At 59.9% G+C, this 16,688-nt stretch carries 12 protein-coding genes; 10 read left to right on the forward strand and 2 right to left on the reverse strand.

Features of this window, described 5'->3' with window-relative positions; all coding sequences use genetic code 11:
• Nucleotides 1-554: PIN domain-containing protein (locus tag OQK_RS06155; protein ID WP_016771593.1), on the reverse strand; the 554-nt coding region annotated here is incomplete at its 3' end.
• A 338-nt stretch (nucleotides 555-892) separates the two neighbouring features.
• Entirely contained in the window at nucleotides 893-1,969 is a 1,077-nt protein-coding gene (locus OQK_RS06160) for a polysaccharide deacetylase family protein (protein ID WP_432431817.1), read from the reverse strand.
• 364 nt (nucleotides 1,970-2,333) lie between these two features.
• Here OQK_RS06160 and yaaA point away from each other — a divergent pair, with 364 nt between their 5' ends.
• The 10 genes from yaaA to OQK_RS06210 form a co-directional block, all read left to right on the forward strand.
• Nucleotides 2,334-3,113: a peroxide stress protein YaaA gene (gene yaaA, locus OQK_RS06165; protein WP_016771594.1), complete on the forward strand. Its 780-nt coding sequence runs from the start codon at nucleotides 2,334-2,336 to the stop codon at nucleotides 3,111-3,113.
• Nucleotides 3,114-3,922: 809 nt separating this feature from the next.
• Nucleotides 3,923-5,239 (forward strand): nucleotide sugar dehydrogenase, encoded by a 1,317-nt coding sequence (locus OQK_RS06170; protein ID WP_016771595.1) that lies wholly within the window; start codon nucleotides 3,923-3,925, stop codon nucleotides 5,237-5,239.
• 79 nt (nucleotides 5,240-5,318) lie between these two features.
• A complete protein-coding gene (gene alg8, locus OQK_RS06175; RefSeq protein ID WP_162098720.1) occupies nucleotides 5,319-6,800 on the forward strand; it encodes a mannuronan synthase in 1,482 nt (493 codons plus the stop codon).
• Nucleotides 6,801-6,835: 35 nt separating this feature from the next.
• On the forward strand, nucleotides 6,836-8,005 hold the full coding sequence (locus tag OQK_RS06180) for a PilZ domain-containing protein (protein WP_016771597.1): 1,170 nt from the start codon (nucleotides 6,836-6,838) through the stop codon (nucleotides 8,003-8,005).
• Between the two features lie 9 nt (nucleotides 8,006-8,014).
• Entirely contained in the window at nucleotides 8,015-9,523 is a 1,509-nt protein-coding gene (algK, locus tag OQK_RS06185) for an alginate biosynthesis TPR repeat lipoprotein AlgK (protein WP_177318473.1), read from the forward strand.
• Complete coding sequence (locus OQK_RS06190) at nucleotides 9,520-11,001, forward strand: alginate export family protein (protein WP_016771599.1); 1,482 nt, start codon at nucleotides 9,520-9,522, stop codon at nucleotides 10,999-11,001. Before algK ends, OQK_RS06190 begins: the two co-directional genes overlap by 4 nt.
• Nucleotides 11,002-11,027: 26 nt before the next feature.
• On the forward strand, nucleotides 11,028-12,599 hold the full coding sequence (gene algG / locus OQK_RS06195; RefSeq protein WP_038861124.1) for a mannuronan 5-epimerase AlgG: 1,572 nt from the start codon (nucleotides 11,028-11,030) through the stop codon (nucleotides 12,597-12,599).
• 11 nt (nucleotides 12,600-12,610) lie between these two features.
• The gene (locus tag OQK_RS06200) at nucleotides 12,611-14,077 is read left to right on the forward strand and encodes an alginate O-acetyltransferase (RefSeq protein ID WP_016771601.1); all 1,467 of its coding nucleotides are present in this window, start codon (nucleotides 12,611-12,613) and stop codon (nucleotides 14,075-14,077) included.
• Between the two features lie 8 nt (nucleotides 14,078-14,085).
• Nucleotides 14,086-15,210: a mannuronate-specific alginate lyase gene (locus tag OQK_RS06205; RefSeq protein ID WP_016771602.1), complete on the forward strand. Its 1,125-nt coding sequence runs from the start codon at nucleotides 14,086-14,088 to the stop codon at nucleotides 15,208-15,210.
• Nucleotides 15,211-15,421: 211 nt separating this feature from the next.
• Nucleotides 15,422-16,688, forward strand: a 1,267-nt coding sequence (locus OQK_RS06210) for an MBOAT family O-acyltransferase (protein WP_016771603.1), incomplete at its 3' end; no start/stop codon positions are given.

Raw genomic sequence — 16,688 nt, forward strand, 5'->3', positions numbered from 1 at the left:
TCCCAGAAGGAGCCGGTCATGTTGTGGTAGCCGTTGGGCAGCAGGGACACGTCATCGACCAACTGGTCGGTGCTGTAGTCCTCGGCGTCGATGCCACAGGCGCGCGCCTTGAGGCGCATGTTGATGTCTTTGGTGACCAGCACCACCGGTTTCTGCGGATCGCGGGTGTGCAGATCAATCAGTTGGTTGATGATTTTGTTGTCGTTCAGGTGCTCGGGCAGAATCAGGTTCGACTCGGCCTGTTTGCTCATCAGAATTGACAGCAAGCCTTTCGGCCCGCCCTTGCCGCGCTGGATCGGCACACCGAGTTCGACGTCCTCGGGGGACGCATCGCCCAGGGTCTTGTCGATCAGGCGGATCGCCTGACGGCATTCGGCGGCCACGCTGTGATGGCCGCTCTTGAGCTTGTCCAGCTCTTCCAGCACGGTCATCGGGATGGCGACGTGGTGTTCTTCGAAATTCAGCAGGGCATTTGGATCGTGAATCAATACGTTGGTATCGAGTACATACAGGATTGGCTGGTTGGAGGAAGGGCTGCATCCGTGATCATCCATACTCGGTCACCTTTGTGGGAGCCATTCGACGCAATACCGTGACAGTGCTGCGCCTCGAGGTGACTGCCGAATTCATCCACGAGGGCCTGGATGAACTGCACACAATAGGAGTCTGGGAAGACGCCACCTGTGTTGCAGGTTTCGGCGGTCTGTCTTCGTAATACTCCAAAACCGATGACATAAAAAAGCTCTTTGACGGTTTTTTTAAGTTTATTTTGCAGAGTGACGAAAAGCCCTTGGCGGACTCCCCGTACCCCGCTAAAGTCGGAAGTCCGCCTGCATCGAATTCCTCCTGAAAATTACCCCAAGCCCAATGTTTCCGGGCTTTTTGTCGTTTCTCAACGAAACGCGTCCTGACAGTCTTCCCAACCGATGCCGCTCTGCGCAGTCTGGGTGATCAGCCATGGCAGCGACGTCTTCACCGCATCCTGTTTCATGTTGAAATTGATCACCCCGTGCCGCCACAACAGCATCAGGGTCAGCACCCGCTGCGCGCTGGCCGGGCCCTTGAGCTTGCCGGCACCGTCCTGAGCATCGATGTCCCACAGCGCCACTTGCAGGCCCTGGCTATTGAAAAAACCTTGCGCGTCACTGCGGCGCTGGCCATCCGGCGGACGGAATAGCGGCACGTAGTTTTCCGGCAGTTTGTTCTTCACCAGATCGGCGCTGCGTCGCACCGAATCCTGCCAGTCCTGCCAATGGCTGTGGGAGCGGAACTCCCAGCCCTGCACGCCCACGCACTGCCGGGAGAAACTCGCCTGCAGACTGCTGACCGAACGGCCGGTGAGTCGCGCCTGAATATCCTTGCCCAAGACAAAGAATGTCCCGCTCAGATTGGACTTGCGCAGGTATTCGGTCAGCCAGTCGGTGTTGTCCGGTTGCACGTTGGCGGCGCTGTCGAACGTCAGCAGAAACAGCCGGTCGTGCATGTCGTCGCCGTTGCGCTCGTAGTCGCCGAAACGATCGAACTCGTTACTGGTTTGCGGCGACAGCGCGGCCTTGCGCATCAGCTCGTCAAGGTACTGCAAATGGAAGATCCGGCTCGGCTCGGCCCACTTGGTGTAATAGCTGTCGTCGCTGACGACGAACTTGGCTGCCTGCTCGCGCAGCGTCGGCAGATCTTCGACGAGGAAGCAGAACGAGGCGTCCTGATCGCAGCTTTGCTGGGCGTGGTTGTAGTTGGCGAGCAAGCGCTGCCAGAGGCGCTGGCGCAGCTGATTGACCGCATCGATATTGACCGTGCGAAGGCCCAGGCGCTGGGCCAGTGCCGCCTCGTCGATGGACTCGGTGCCGAGCAGGCCGCGAGCGAACATGAAGATTTCCGCCCGCGACGCGACGTCGAACAGGGTCGGATTGCTGAGCTGCTCCGGCCAGGTCGTGCGATCCAGCGTCGCCGCGTCGCCGGGCGCCGCCATGGCGCCGAAGCTCAGCAGCCACGCGGTGAACAAAAGAACAATGCGCAAAGGGATGTCTCCATAACAAAACCCGCGCGGCACTATAGCTGATCCTGTCCTGTTCCCCCTCTGCCACGGATGATCGTTCTCACGCTCTGCGTGGTAACGCCTCCCCGGACGCTCCGCGTCCGACGACTGTGACGCAGAGCGTCACGGGCTGCATTCCCACGCGGAGCGTGGGAACGATCATGTAAATCCGCTTTCGCGAGCAGGCTCGCTCCCACAAGGGGTTTGAGTTAAGCCGTCGATCACCTATGGGCTTGATAGCTGGAGTCAACCCGGACAACCCCCTAGAATCGCCCCCACGATTAAAGGAGACGACTTCATGCTGATGGTGATTTCCCCCGCCAAGACCCTCGACTACGAAACACCGCCGGCGACCCAGCGCTTTACCCAGCCGCAGTACCTCGACCATTCCCAGGAACTGATCCAGCAGTTGCGCGAGCTGAGCCCGGCGCAGATCAGCGAGTTGATGCACGTGTCCGACAAGATCGGCGGCCTCAACGCCGCGCGTTTCGGCAGCTGGACACCCGCCTTCACCCCAGAGAACGCCAAACAGGCCCTGCTCGCCTTCAAGGGTGATGTGTACACCGGTCTGGATGCGCAATCCTTCAGCGAGGCGCAATTCGATTACGCGCAAAAACACCTGCGCATGCTCTCCGGCCTATATGGCCTGCTGCGGCCGCTGGACCTGATGCAACCCTATCGCCTGGAAATGGGCACCAAACTGGCCAACGCCCGTGGCAAGGATCTGTATGCGTTCTGGGGCACGCGCATCAGCGAGTGGCTGAACGAAGCGCTGGCCGAGCAAGGCGATGACGTACTGCTCAACCTTGCATCCAACGAATACTTTTCCGCGGTCAAGCGCAGCGCGTTGAAGGCGCGGATCATCAATACCGAGTTCAAGGATCAGAAGAACGGCCAGTACAAGATCATCAGTTTCTACGCGAAGAAAGCGCGCGGTCTGATGAGCCGTTTTGTGATCCAGGAACGCATCAACGACCCGGCTCAGCTCAAGCAATTCGATGTCCAGGGTTATCGCTACAGCGCCGAACAATCGAAACCTGACAATCTGGTGTTTTTGCGCGACCACGCCCCGGAATAAAGCATGCCCTTTGCACGACTCTTTTCCTCAGGAGTCGTGCAGTCCGCCCGAAGTCAAAATCCCCTCGCGACATATCGCCAAATTCATGGCGCCAATAAAACCACACTCTATTTTCTAATTTTAGTTTCACTCGACACTGAAGTTTTTTTTCAGTAGTGGCACCTAAATTTTTTACCCGTAGTGGCACAAAACTATCGACCCCGGTTTCGTCCCGATAACTAAAGGGCGAAATCGTTAGTGCTATCAATTTGCACCCAGTGCCATCTTCATCAATATTTCAAAAAATTTCGGCTGGCACGATGAGCGGGCTGGAACTATGTCCAAATGCGTTGCTCATACCACCGGTAACGATTCTCGCCGAGTTTGTACGAGATAACTTACGCAGAGCTGATAGCCATGTAACCAAGTTGTCACAGCAACTTGCCTGAGTGACTAACTAGTCTCAAAACAATCGAAGGACAGGAGATACGTACCATTAATATCCCCTACAAAGGCCAAGGCCGCGCCCCTATAAACGTGCTCGCCTGAGCACCTAACTGCTTGATTTACCGGCTCCCTACCGGACGTCGAGCAGGCTACACGACTGCACTAGAGTCTTCCCGCACGGAAGATCGGCTGCATAACAGGGCAAGTCATAACAACAAGGCCTAGTTGCGCACATCTTGAGTGCACTTATTATACACTCGGAACTTTGTATGCCTGCACACGGCATTGTGGCGCCTGTAAGCCGCACTTCCGAGTGCACTAGTGACCGCTGAACACCATTAACTCCGGCCTTCTAAGGCCTGATATATACAGAGGTAATTGCGATGCGCATCAGCATATTTGGTTTGGGTTACGTTGGCGCAGTATGTGCCGGTTGCCTGTCTGCACGGGGCCATGACGTAGTTGGCGTCGATGTTGCCAAAGACAAGATCGACATGATTAACGCCGGCAAATCGCCGATTGTAGAACCAGGCCTGGGCGAACTGCTGCAACAGGGTATCCAGACCGGTCGTCTGCGCGGCACGACCAACTTCGCCGAGGCGATTCGTGATACCGACCTGTCGATGATCTGCGTCGGCACGCCAAGCAAAAAGAACGGCGACCTGGAACTGAACTACATCGAGGCCGTGTGCCGCGAGATCGGTTTTGTCCTGCGTGAAAAAACCACCCGTCACACCATCGTCGTGCGCAGCACCGTGTTGCCAGGCACCGTGGCCAACGTGGTCATCCCGATTCTGGAAGACTGCTCGGGCAAGAAGGCTGGCGTCGATTTTGGCGTTGCGGTCAACCCGGAATTCCTCCGCGAATCCACCGCCATCGCTGACTACGATCAGCCACCGATGACCGTTATCGGCGAGTTCGATACCGCGTCGGGCGACGTTCTGCAATCGCTGTACGAAGAACTCGACGCCCCGATCATCCGCAAGGACATCGCCGTTGCCGAGATGATCAAGTACACCTGCAACGTCTGGCACGCGACCAAAGTGACCTTCGCCAACGAGATCGGCAACATCGCCAAAGCCGTCGGCGTCGATGGTCGTGAAGTGATGGAAGTGGTCTGCCAGGACAAGACCCTGAACCTGTCCCAGTACTACATGCGCCCGGGCTTCGCCTTCGGCGGTTCGTGCCTGCCCAAAGACGTGCGTGCGCTGACCTACCGCGCCGGTTCCCTGGACGTCGAAGCACCGCTGCTCAACTCGCTGATGCGCAGTAACGAATCGCAAGTGCAGAACGCTTTCGACATCGTTGAAAGCCATGAAAAACGCAAAGTCGCCCTGCTCGGTCTGAGCTTCAAGGCCGGCACCGACGATCTGCGCGAAAGCCCGCTGGTCGAACTGGCGGAAATGCTGATCGGCAAGGGTTACGACCTGAGCATCTACGACAGCAACGTCGAATACGCCCGTGTCCACGGTGCGAACAAGGACTACATCGAATCGAAGATTCCGCACGTATCGTCCCTGCTCAACTCCGACTTCGACTCGGTGATCGACAACTCCGACGTGATCATCCTCGGCAACCGCGACGAGAAATTCCGTTCGCTGGCCCAGGAAGCGCCGCAGGGCAAGCAAGTCATCGACCTGGTGGGCTTCATGTCCAAGGCCACCAGCGCCGGTAGCCGCACCGAAGGCATTTGCTGGTAAGGCAAGCCTCAAGCTTCAAGCCGCAAGCAAAGGCAACACGCTTGCGGCTTGAAGCCTCCATCACCTTCGGATGACGGTTATGACCAAGCTCAAACATTTTTTTCTGCAATCAGCCGGCTGGCTTTTTTATCTCAGTCTGCTGATGGGCCTGGCCTTGATGCTGCCCACGTCCACATTCGACTCCGAGTCGAAGGACTTCATTTTCCTGATTGGCGCCGTGGGTATCTGGCGCTACTCGATGGGTGCAACGCACTTTGTGCGCGGCATGATTTTTCTCTACATCGTTTACCCGCACTTGCGTCGCAAAGTACGCAAGCTGGGTAAAGCGGCCGATCCGTCGCATGTGTTTCTGATGGTCACCAGCTTTCGTATTGACGCGCTGACCACCGCGCAGGTCTACAGCTCGGTGATCCGCGAAGCCATCGACTGCGAACTGCCGACCACCATTGTCTGCTCGATCGTGGAAATGTCCGACGAGCTGCTGGTCAAGGCGCTGTGGGCGCGGATGAATCCGCCGGAGCGGGTCAAGCTCGACTTCGTGCGTATTCCCGGTACCGGCAAGCGCGATGGTCTGGCCTTCGGTTTCCGCGCGATCTCCCGTCACCTGCCGGACGACCGTGCCGTGGTGGCCGTGATCGACGGCGACACCGTGCTCGGCGAAGGCGTCGTGCGCAAGACCGTGCCGTGGTTCCAGCTGTTCGGCAATGTCGGCGGCCTGACCACCAACGAGTTCTGCGAAGTGCGCGGCGGCTACATCATGAGCGAATGGCACAAGCTGCGTTTCGCCCAGCGCCACATCAACATGTGCTCGATGGCCCTGTCCAAGCGCGTACTGACCATGACCGGTCGGATGTCGGTGTTCAAAGCCTCCGTGGTGACCAATCCGGAGTTCATCGCCGACGTTGAAAGCGACTCGCTGCAACACTGGCGTCTGGGCCGCTTCAAGTTCCTGACCGGTGACGACAAGTCGAGCTGGTTCAGCCTGATGCGCCTGGGTTACGACACCTTCTACGTGCCGGACGCCGCGATCAACACCGTTGAGCATCCGCCGGAAAAGAGCTTCATCAAGGCCAGCCGCAAGCTGATGTTCCGCTGGTACGGCAACAACCTGCGCCAGAACTCTCGTGCACTGGGTCTGGGTATCCGTCGCCTCGGCGCGTTCACCTCGGTGGTGCTGTTCGACCAGCGCGTGTCGATGTGGACTTCGCTGCTCGGCCTGACCGTCGCACTGATCGCCAGCTTCAAGTACGGCACCGCGTTCATCCTCGTGTACCTGCTGTGGATCGGTATCACCCGCCTGATCCTGACGCTGTTGCTGTCGTGTTCCGGTCACCGCATCGGCCCTGCTTACCCGGCGATTCTGTATTACAACCAGATCGTTGGCGCCCTGGTGAAGATCTACGTGTTCTTCCGCCTCGACCAACAATCCTGGACTCGCCAGCCCACATCCCTGACCCGTGATCTCGCCAGCTTTCAACGTTGGTTCAACACCTGGTCGTCTCGGACCATGACCTTCTCCGCCGGCAGCATTTTTGTCGCCGTGCTGCTGATGATGGTCTGACCCGCTCCTATTGAATTAACAAGGAAATCGCCCCTATGAATACCGCCGTCAACGTCAACGTAGTGCATGAATCCGAAGCCCAGCGCCAGCACGCTCGCGTGAAAATCCCGGCCAAGCTGCGTTTCTTCGGCCCTGACCGGACTCCGCTCGAAGCGCGGGTCCTCGATCTGTCGGCTGGCGGTCTGGCGTTCAACGCCGGGCAGATGCCGCTGACCATCGGCGAGGTGTACAAGGCGCGTCTGCAATTTGTCATCGACAACCTCGGCCTGGCCATGGACGTTGAACTGCAGGTGCGGTCCTTCGATCGTGCCACCGGCCGCGCCGGCTGCCAGTTCCAGAACCTCGAGCCGCAGGACATTTCCACCCTGCGCCACCTGATCACTTCGCACCTGGCCGGCGACATCGTCAGCATCGGCGAAGTGCTGGCGACCCTGCAGCGCGACAACTTCACCAAGGCGCGCAAGAACAAGACCAACGACACCGGCATGACCCCGTTCGGCCGCCTGAAAGCCGTGACCTTCAGCGCCGGTATTTTCGCCGTTGGCCTGGTCGCTGCCGGTTTCATCTTCAAGTCGGTGTACGGCATGTACTTCGTCAGCCACGCCCAGGCCGGTCTGGTCAGCGTGCCGGGGATGAACATCACCATGCCGCGTGACGGCACCGTAAAAAGCCTGGTCAAGTCCGACGGCGTTGCCGCCAAAGGCGCACCGCTGGCGACCTTCAGCACCAGCATGCTCGACGTACTCAAGGGCCATCTGGCCGAAGACCAACTGGCCCCGGCCAAGGTTGAAGAACTGTTCGGCAAGCAAATGACCGGCACCCTGACCTCGCCGTGCGATTGCACCGTGGCCCAGCAACTGGTGGCTGACGGTCAGTACGCGAGCAAGGGCGACGTGATCTTCCAACTGGTGCCGCGCAACACCCAGGCCAACGTTGAAGCACGCTTCTCCTATCGCCAGTTCGGCGACGTGCGTCCGGGCACACCGGTGAGCTTCCAGATCGCCGGCGAAGACAAGACCCGCACCGGCAAGATCGTCAGCAGCACAAGCCTGAAGAGCGCCGACCTGTCCTCCGACATTCGCGTACAGATCCAGCCTGACGAGCCGCTCGACAGCAGCCTGGCCGGCCGCCCGGTGGAAGTGAACAGCGACCGTGGCCCGAACCTGAACTGGCTGATCGACAAAGCCATGGCTGCCGGTCTTTAAGTCGAGGACATGCCTGTGACTACGCATAACTTGAACACACCGCCGACCCTGTGGGAGCGAGCCTGCTCGCGAAAGGGCCAGCGCGGTTTGTCTGAAGTACCGAGTCGACTGCTTCGCGAGCAGGCTCGCTCCCACATGGGATTGATGGTGTGCTCGCTGGCACTAGCAGTTTCTCTAGCCGGTTGCGCCGGGCTGCCCGATCAGCGTCTGGCCAACGAAGCGCTCAAGCGTGGCGACACCGCCACCGCCGCGCAGAATTACCAGCAACTGGCCGATCTGGGTTACAGCGAGGCGCAAGTCGGCCTGGCCGATATCCAGGTCGACAGCCGCGACCCGGCGCAGATGAAACAGGCCGAGGCGACTTACCGGGCAGCGGCCAGCGTGTCGCCGCGTGCCCAGGCACGTCTCGGTCGTCTGCTGGTGGCCAAGCCGGGCTCCACCGAAGCCGAGCACCACGAAGCCGAAACCCTGCTGAAAAAAGCCGCCGCCAATGGCGAAGGCAACACGTTGATCCCGCTGGCGATGCTGTACCTGCAATACCCGCACAGCTTCCCCAACATCAACGCGCAGCAGCAGATCGATCAGTGGCGCAAATCCGGTTACCCGGAAGCGGGTCTGGCGCAAGTGCTGCTGTATCGCACCCAGGGCACTTACGACCAGCATCTGGATGACGTGGAAAAAATCTGCAAGGCCGCGCTCAACACCACCGACATCTGCTACGTCGAACTGGCCACCGTCTACCAGAAACGTGGCCAGCCGGAGCAACAGGCCGAGCTGATCAAGCAGATGCAGGCCGGTTACAGCCGTGGCACCGTCACCGCGCAGCGTGTCGACTCCGTAGCCCGCGTGCTGGCCGATTCGACCCTGGGCAAGACCGACGAAAAAACCGCGCAGGCGCTGCTCGAGCCGATCGCTCCGGGCTACCCGGCGTCGTGGGTCACCCTCGCGCAATTGCTTTACGACTTCCCCGAACTGGGCGACGTCGACCAGATGATGAAGTATCTGGACAACGGTCGCGCCGCCGACCAGCCGCGCGCCGAACTGTTGCTGGGCAAGGTCTACTACGAAGGCAAAATGGTCCCGGCCGACGCGAAAGTCGCCGAGGAACATTTCCAGAAAGCCGTCGGCCGCGAAGTCGCCGCCGATTACTACCTTGGCCAGATCTACCGTCGTGGCTACCTGGGCAAGGTCTATCCGCAGAAGGCTCTGGACCATCTGCTGACCGCTGCGCGCAACGGCCAGAACAGTGCCGACTTCGCCATTGCCCAGTTGTTCTCGCAAGGCAAGGGCACCAAGCCCGACCCGCTGAACGCCTACGTGTTCAGCCAACTGGCCAAGGCGCAGAACACCCCGCAAGCCGATGAACTGGCAGCGACCCTCGAGGCGCAATTGCCGCCCGAGCGCTTGCCCGAAGCCCGCCGCCTGTTGCAACAGGAACAGGCCAGCCGTGGCGCCCTGAACTCGAACACGCTGCAACTGCACGCCCTGCAAGAAGAAGACGGCGAGGAAAAACTATGAAGCTGAACCCATTCGTGAAGGCCGGTATTGGCCTCACCTTCGCGCTGCTCTGGTCTTGCCCGACACTGGCTGCGATGACTGAAAGCAAGAACTTCGGTCTGGAAGTGAAACTCACCGGCCAGTCCGAAGACGACCGTGACCTCGGCACTGCCGGCGGCGGCGACGTCAACGGCGTGGGCCTCGACCTGCGTCCGTGGATCTACGGTGAAAGCGGCGCGTGGAGCGCCTATGCGATGGGTCAGGCGGTGACCTCGACCGACATCATCGAGACCGACACCCTGCAACAATCGGACGGCGAACAGACCACCGACAGCGGCGATCGCGAAACCAAGAAAAACTACCTGGCGATGCGCGAGTTCTGGGTCGGCTACAGCGGCTTCACGCCCTACCCTGGCGAGATCCTCAAGTTCGGTCGTCAGCGTCTGCGCAATGACGACGGCCAATGGCGCGACACCAACATCGAAGCGCTGAACTGGACCTTTGACACCACCCTGCTGCGGGCCAATGCCGGTGTTGCCGAGCGTTTCAGCGAATACCGCACCGACTTGAAAGAGCTGGCGCCGAAAGACAAGGATCGCCTGCACGCCTACGCCGACGCTGCTTACCAGTGGACACCGGGCCAGTGGGTCGGCATTCGCGGCCACCACACTCACGATGACGGCAAACTCGATTACGCCGAGCCGGGCGTCCCGCGCGACTCGCTGGACAAGACCGAGAACGGCGACATCAGCTGGATCGGCCTGACCGCTGACAGCGACGCCTACAACTGGCGCAACACCAACACCGTCAACTACTGGGGCAGCATCACCGGCATGAGCGGCGACCGCGACACGGTCAATGCGCTGAACGCCGACGGCACGCGCCCGACACAAGCCAAGCGCAGCGATGACATCAGCGGCTGGGCAGCCGATGTCGGCGTGCGTCTGCGCCTCGATCCGCAGTGGCAAGTCGGCGGTGCATACGCCCGCGCCAGTGCCGATTACGAACAGAACGGTCTGGAGAGCAACCGCTCCAACTACACCGGTACCCGCTCGCGCGTGCACCGTTTCGGCGAAGCGTTCCGTGGCGAAATGAACAACATGCAGACCGCCACCCTGTTCGGTTCGTGGATGGTCAACGACGAGTACGACGCCAGCCTGATCTACCACAAGTTCTGGCGTGTCGACGGCAACAAGCCGGTCGGCAGCAACGGCATCAATGCGGTGGAAAACAACACCGACGACGTCACCGGCGCAATCCTCTCCAGCACATCCTTGCCGCTTGAAGATGGCAACAAGGACCTGGGTCAGGAAATGGACCTGGTCGTCACCAAGTACTTCAAGCAAGGCCTGTTGCCGGCGGCGTTGAGCCAGTCGATCGACGAGCCTTCGGCACTGGTGCGATTCCGTGGCGGTGTGTTCAAACCGGGCGATGCCTACGGCAGCCAGGTTGATTCCTACATGCACCGCGCATTCATTGACGTGATCTGGCGCTTCTGATGCAAACCGCCAAGGGAGTGCCCGACATGATCAGCACCAGAACAGGCTCACTCAGCCTGCTGGCCGGCGCGATGCTGCTGGCCAGCGCCGGCGCCTTCGCCAATGTTGAACCGGCGAAACCTGCGACCGTGGCCAAAGAACTGCAACAGGCCAAGACCTACACCGTCAGCAGCGCGCCGACCGACGCGCTGAAACTGGCCAAGCCGACACTGCCCGACCTGTCCGGCTTCACCGCCGAAGCCGCTGCGGCGAAGATCGTGCGCAGCAAGCCGGGCAAGATCAGCGTGCGCCGGATGATGCAGGAAAACGCCCTGAAGGACTTTATCGGCGGCGATAACAAGATGGCCGAATGGGTGGTGCGTCAGCACGGCATCCCGCAGGCGATCTTCATCGACGACGGCTACATGAACCTCAAGGATCTGGCGAAAAAACTGCCCAAGCAGTATTTCAGCGAGACCGCTCCGGGCGTGTACCTGGCCAAATTGCCGATCGTGGTCGGCGAGAAAGGCATCCTCGAAATCGACGGTCAGACCCAGGAACTGCGCCTGTCCCAAGAGGCCGGTTCGTTCCTGGTCAACGACGGCAAACTGTTCGTGCGTGACACCAAAGTCACCGGCTGGCGCGAGAAGGAAAACGGCCCGGCGACCTTCCGTTCGCCGAAGGAATTCCGTCCGTTCCTGCTCGCCTGGGGCGGCACCGAGACCTACATCGTCAACAGCAAGATGGCCAGTTTCGGTTACGCCAACAGTAAGTCGTATGGGGTGAGTATTTCCCAGTACACGCCGAACATGGCCAAAGTCCTCAAGCGCCCGGAACCGACCGGCTGGATCGTCGGCTCCGAGTTCTCGGACATGTGGTACGGCTTCTACTGCTACGAAACCAGCGACTTTGTGGTCAAGGGCAACACCTACAAAGACAACATCGTCTACGGCATCGACCCGCATGACCGCTCGCACCGTCTGATCATTGCCGAGAACACCGTTCACGGCACGAAGAAGAAGCACGGGATCATTATTTCCCGTGAGGTCAACGACAGCTTCATCTTCAACAACAAGAGTTTCGACAACAAGTTGTCGGGCCTGGTGATCGACCGTAACAGCGTCAACAACATCATTGCCTACAACGAGATCTACAAGAACCACACCGACGGCATCACGCTCTACGAGTCCGCCGACAACCTGCTGTGGGGCAACAAGGTCATCAGCAATACCCGTCACGGCATTCGTATTCGTAACAGCGTGAACATCCGCCTCTACGAAAACGTTGCCATGACCAACGGCCTGACCGGTATCTACGGCCACATCAAGGACCTGACCGACACCGACCGTGACATCAAGCTCGACCCGTTCGACGCGCAGGTCTCGCTGATCGTCGTCGGCGGCGAGCTGGCAGCCAACGGCAGCGGCCCGCTGTCGATCGACTCGCCGCTGAGTGTCGAGCTGTATCGCGTGTCGATGCTGGCGCCGACCAAGTCCAGCGGGATCAGCTTCAACGGCATCCTCGGCGAGCGCCAGGATGAAATTCTCGATCTGTTGGTGCGCCAGCAGAAAGCCGTGCTGATCGACCCTGTCGAACGCCAGACCGAATTGCAGGACTGAGGATAATTTTTATGCACCCACACATGATCAAACTGCTCAGCCTCTCGGCCCTGACCCTCGGCATTCTCGCTGCCGGCAACGCCCGCGCCGACGCTGAAGGCGCAAGCGTCACGCCACCGAAGTTCACCGCCGAGCCGTGCTGCAACCTGTGCCCGGCGGCCCATGACGCGAAGAACTACACCACGCGTTATCAGCAGAATTTCACCACCCTGGTACAGGCTCAGGGCGACTGGCTGTTCCGTACCCAGGAAGACCTGCGCACCGAGTTCAACACCACGCCGGCCGGCTACAAGCGCCTGCAACAGTTGCACGATGCGTTCAAGAGCAAAGGCGTCGAGTTGGTGATCGTCTACCAGCCGACCCGTGGCCTGGTGAACCGCAACAAGCTCAACCCGCAGGAAAAAGCCGCGTTCGATTACGAGAAAGCGCTGGGCAACTACAAGACCATGCTTGGCCGTTTCGCCAAGATGGGCTACGTGGTGCCTGACCTGTCGCCACTGACCAACGAATCGCTGCCGGACACCCTGCCCGCCCACGATTTCTACTTCCGTGGCGACCAGCACTGGACACCTTACGGCGCCCAGCGCACGGCAAAAATCGTCGCCGAAAAGGTCAAGCAGATCCCGGCCTTCGCCGACATTCCCAAGCGTGAGTTCGAGACCAAGCGTTCCGGGCGCATGGGCAAGACCGGCACCCTGCACAACATGGCCGGGCAACTGTGCGGCACCAGCTACGCGATCCAGTACATGGACCAGTTCACCACCGAGCCGAAAGGCGAGGCTGGTGACGGCGACCTGTTCGGCGATTCCGGCAATCCGCAGATCACCCTGGTCGGTACGTCGCACAGCGGCAAGAACTACAACTTCGCCGGTTTCCTCGAAGAAGCCATCGGCGCCGACATCCTCAACGTGGCCTTCCCCGGCGGCGGTTTCGAAGGTTCGATGCTGCAGTACCTGGGCAGCGAAGAATTCCAGAAGACCCCGCCGAAGATTCTCATCTGGGAATTTTCGCCGCTGTATCGCCTCGACCAGGAAACCATCTATCGCCAGATGATGGCGCTGCTGGATAACGGTTGCGAAGGCAAAGACGCACAGATGTCCGCCAGTGCCACGCTGAAGCCGGGCAGCAAGCAAGAACTGCTGGTCAACAGCAAGAACCTGAACCTGCAAAACGCCAACCATCAGGTCGACATCCGCTTCGCCGACACCTCGGTGAAAACCCTGCAAGCCACCCTCTGGTACATGAACGGTCGCCACGAGGACATCAAGATCGAGAAACCGGAAACCTCCGACACCGACGGTCGTTTCGCCTTTGAGCTGCGCACGGACGAAGACTGGGCCTCGCAAAACCTGCTGGCGGTCGAAGTCCAGGGTCCTGAAGCCGGACCTGACGCCGCGCCACAAAAAGTCGAAGCGAAAATCTGCAAACGCAACGTATTCCCGGGCGTCGGTCACCAGACCGCGCAGCTCGGGCAATGAGGTCTGCTATGCGAAATCCGAAACTGAAAAACCTGTTGGCACCGACACTCCTGAGCCTGGCGATGTTCGCCGGGGCAACTCAGGCTGCCGCGCCATTGCGTCCACCGCAGGGCTACTTCGCCCCGGTGGATAAATTCAAGACCGGCGACAAGAGCGATGGCTGCGACGCGATGCCGGCGCCGTACACCGGTCCGCTGCAATTTCGCAGCAAATACGAAGGTTCGGACAAGGCCCGCGCGACGCTGAACGTGCAGTCGGAAAAAGCCTTTCGCGACACCACCAAAGACATCACCACGCTGGAACGCGGCACCGCCAAGCGCGTCATGCAGTTCATGCGCGACGGTCGCCCGGAACAGCTCGAATGCACGCTCGACTGGCTGACCGCGTGGGCCAAGGCTGACGCGTTGATGTCCAAAGACTTCAACCACACCGGCAAGTCGATGCGCAAATGGGCGCTGGGCAGCATGGCCTCGTCGTACATTCGCCTGAAGTTCTCCGACTCGCACCCACTGGCTCAGCACCAGCAGGAAGCGCAGTTAATCGAAGCCTGGTTCAGCAAAATGGCTGATCAGGTGGTCAGCGACTGGGACAACCTGCCGCTGGAAAAAACCAACAACCACTCGTACTGGGCCGCCTGGTCGGTGATGGCGACCGCCGTCGCCACCAACCGCCGCGACCTGTTTGATTGGGCGGTGAAGGAATACAAGGTTGGCGTCAACCAGGTCGACGCCGACGGCTTCCTGCCTAACGAACTCAAGCGCCAGCAACGCGCCCTCGCCTATCACAACTACGCCCTGCCGCCGCTGGCGATGATCGCCAGTTTCGCCCAGGTCAACGGTGTCGATCTGCGTCAGGAAAACAATGGCGCACTGAAGCGTCTGGGTGATCGCGTGTTGGCCGGCGTCAAGGACCCTGACGAGTTCGAAGAAAAGAACGGCAAAAAGCAGGACATGACCGACCTGAAAGAGGACATGAAATTCGCCTGGCTCGAACCCTTCTGCACGCTCTACACCTGTGCGCCGGATGTGATCGAGAAGAAGCGCGACATGCAACCGTTCAAGACCTTCCGTCTTGGCGGCGACCTGACCAAGGTCTACGACCCGTCGCATGAAAAGGGCAACAAGGGTTCCTGAAAACACTGATGGCTGATCGTTCCCACGCTCCGCGTGGGAATGCAGCCCGGGACGCTCCGCGTCCCATGCCGAAGCGGACGCAGAGCGTCCATTGAGGCATTCCCACGCAGAGCGTGGGAACGATCGCAGGACTGTGTCACCCCCTCCACTATCACGGGGGGGTTGGGGGGCTTCGGCCCTTGACTGTTGATTCAAACATGGAGAGATCGGGATGGTATTTTCATCCAACGTGTTCCTGTTTCTGTTCTTGCCGATCTTTCTCGGCTTGTACTACCTGAGCGGGCAACGCTATCGCAACCTGCTGCTGCTGATCGCCAGCTACGTGTTCTACGCCTGGTGGCGGGTGGACTTCCTCGCGCTGTTCGCAGCGGTCACGCTGTGGAACTACTGGATCGGCCTCAAGGTCGGTGCTGCCGGCGTGCGAACCAAACCGGCGCAGCGCTGGCTGCTGCTCGGCGTGGCCGTCGACCTGTGCATTCTGGGCTACTTCAAGTACGCCAACTTCGGTGTCGACAGCATCAACGAGATCATGACTTCGTTCGGTCTCGAGCCGTTCATCCTCACCCACGTGCTGCTGCCGATCGGTATTTCGTTCTACATCTTCGAATCGATCAGCTACATCATCGACGTGTACCGTGGCGACACTCCGGCCACGCGCAACCTGATCGACTTCGCAGCATTCGTGGCGATCTTCCCGCACCTGATTGCCGGCCCGGTTCTGCGTTTTCGCGACCTCGCCGATCAGTTCAACAACCGCACGCACACCCTCGACAAGTTCTCCGAGGGCTGCACGCGGTTCATGCAGGGTTTCATCAAGAAGGTCTTCATCGCCGACACCCTCGCCGTGGTCGCCGACCATTGCTTCGCCCTGCAGAACCCGACCACGGGTGACGCCTGGCTCGGTGCGCTGGCGTACACCGCGCAGCTGTACTTTGACTTCTCCGGTTACAGCGACATGGCCATCGGCCTGGGCTTGATGATGGGTTTCCGCTTCATGGAAAACTTCAAGCAGCCGTACATCAGCCAGTCGATCACCGAGTTCTGGCGCCGCTGGCACATCAGCCTGTCGACCTGGCTGCGTGACTACCTGTACATCACCCTCGGCGGTAACCGTAAAGGCACGCTGATGACCTATCGCAACCTGTTCCTGACCATGCTGCTCGGTGGTCTGTGGCACGGCGCGAACATCACTTACATCATCTGGGGCGCCTGGCACGGTATGTGGCTGGCGATCGAAAAAATGCTCGGTCTGAACACTTCGCCGCGCAGTCTCAACCCGATCCGCTGGGCACTGACTTTCCTGCTGGTAGTGATGGGCTGGGTGATCTTCCGTGCCGAGAACCTGCACGTTGCCGGGCGCATGTACGGTGCAATGTTCAGCTTCGGCGACTGGTCGCTGTCGGAACTCAATCAGGCCAGCCTCACCGGCCTGCAAGTGGCAACCCTGGTGGTGGCTTACGTGACCCTGGCCTTCTTCG

Origin of the sequence: Pseudomonas sp. R62, from assembly GCF_000257605.1 — a bacterium.
Taxonomy (GTDB): domain Bacteria; phylum Pseudomonadota; class Gammaproteobacteria; order Pseudomonadales; family Pseudomonadaceae; genus Aquipseudomonas; species Aquipseudomonas atacamensis.

What these genes read in the sequence shown, in the direction of transcription:
- OQK_RS06180 (WP_016771597.1), top strand. Translation starts at nt 6,836, where the DNA reads ATGAATACCGCCGTCAACGTCAACGTAGTGCATGAATCCGAAGCCCAG.
- OQK_RS06190 (WP_016771599.1), top strand. Translation starts at nt 9,520, where the DNA reads ATGAAGCTGAACCCATTCGTGAAGGCCGGTATTGGCCTCACCTTCGCG.
- OQK_RS06170 (WP_016771595.1), top strand. Translation starts at nt 3,923, where the DNA reads ATGCGCATCAGCATATTTGGTTTGGGTTACGTTGGCGCAGTATGTGCC.
- algK (WP_177318473.1), top strand. Translation starts at nt 8,015, where the DNA reads ATGCCTGTGACTACGCATAACTTGAACACACCGCCGACCCTGTGGGAG.
- algG (WP_038861124.1), top strand. Translation starts at nt 11,028, where the DNA reads ATGATCAGCACCAGAACAGGCTCACTCAGCCTGCTGGCCGGCGCGATG.
- OQK_RS06205 (WP_016771602.1), top strand. Translation starts at nt 14,086, where the DNA reads ATGCGAAATCCGAAACTGAAAAACCTGTTGGCACCGACACTCCTGAGC.
- alg8 (WP_162098720.1), top strand. Translation starts at nt 5,319, where the DNA reads ATGACCAAGCTCAAACATTTTTTTCTGCAATCAGCCGGCTGGCTTTTT.
- OQK_RS06160 (WP_432431817.1), bottom strand. Translation starts at nt 1,969, where the DNA reads ATGGCGGCGCCCGGCGACGCGGCGACGCTGGATCGCACGACCTGGCCG.
- yaaA (WP_016771594.1), top strand. Translation starts at nt 2,334, where the DNA reads ATGCTGATGGTGATTTCCCCCGCCAAGACCCTCGACTACGAAACACCG.
- OQK_RS06200 (WP_016771601.1), top strand. Translation starts at nt 12,611, where the DNA reads ATGCACCCACACATGATCAAACTGCTCAGCCTCTCGGCCCTGACCCTC.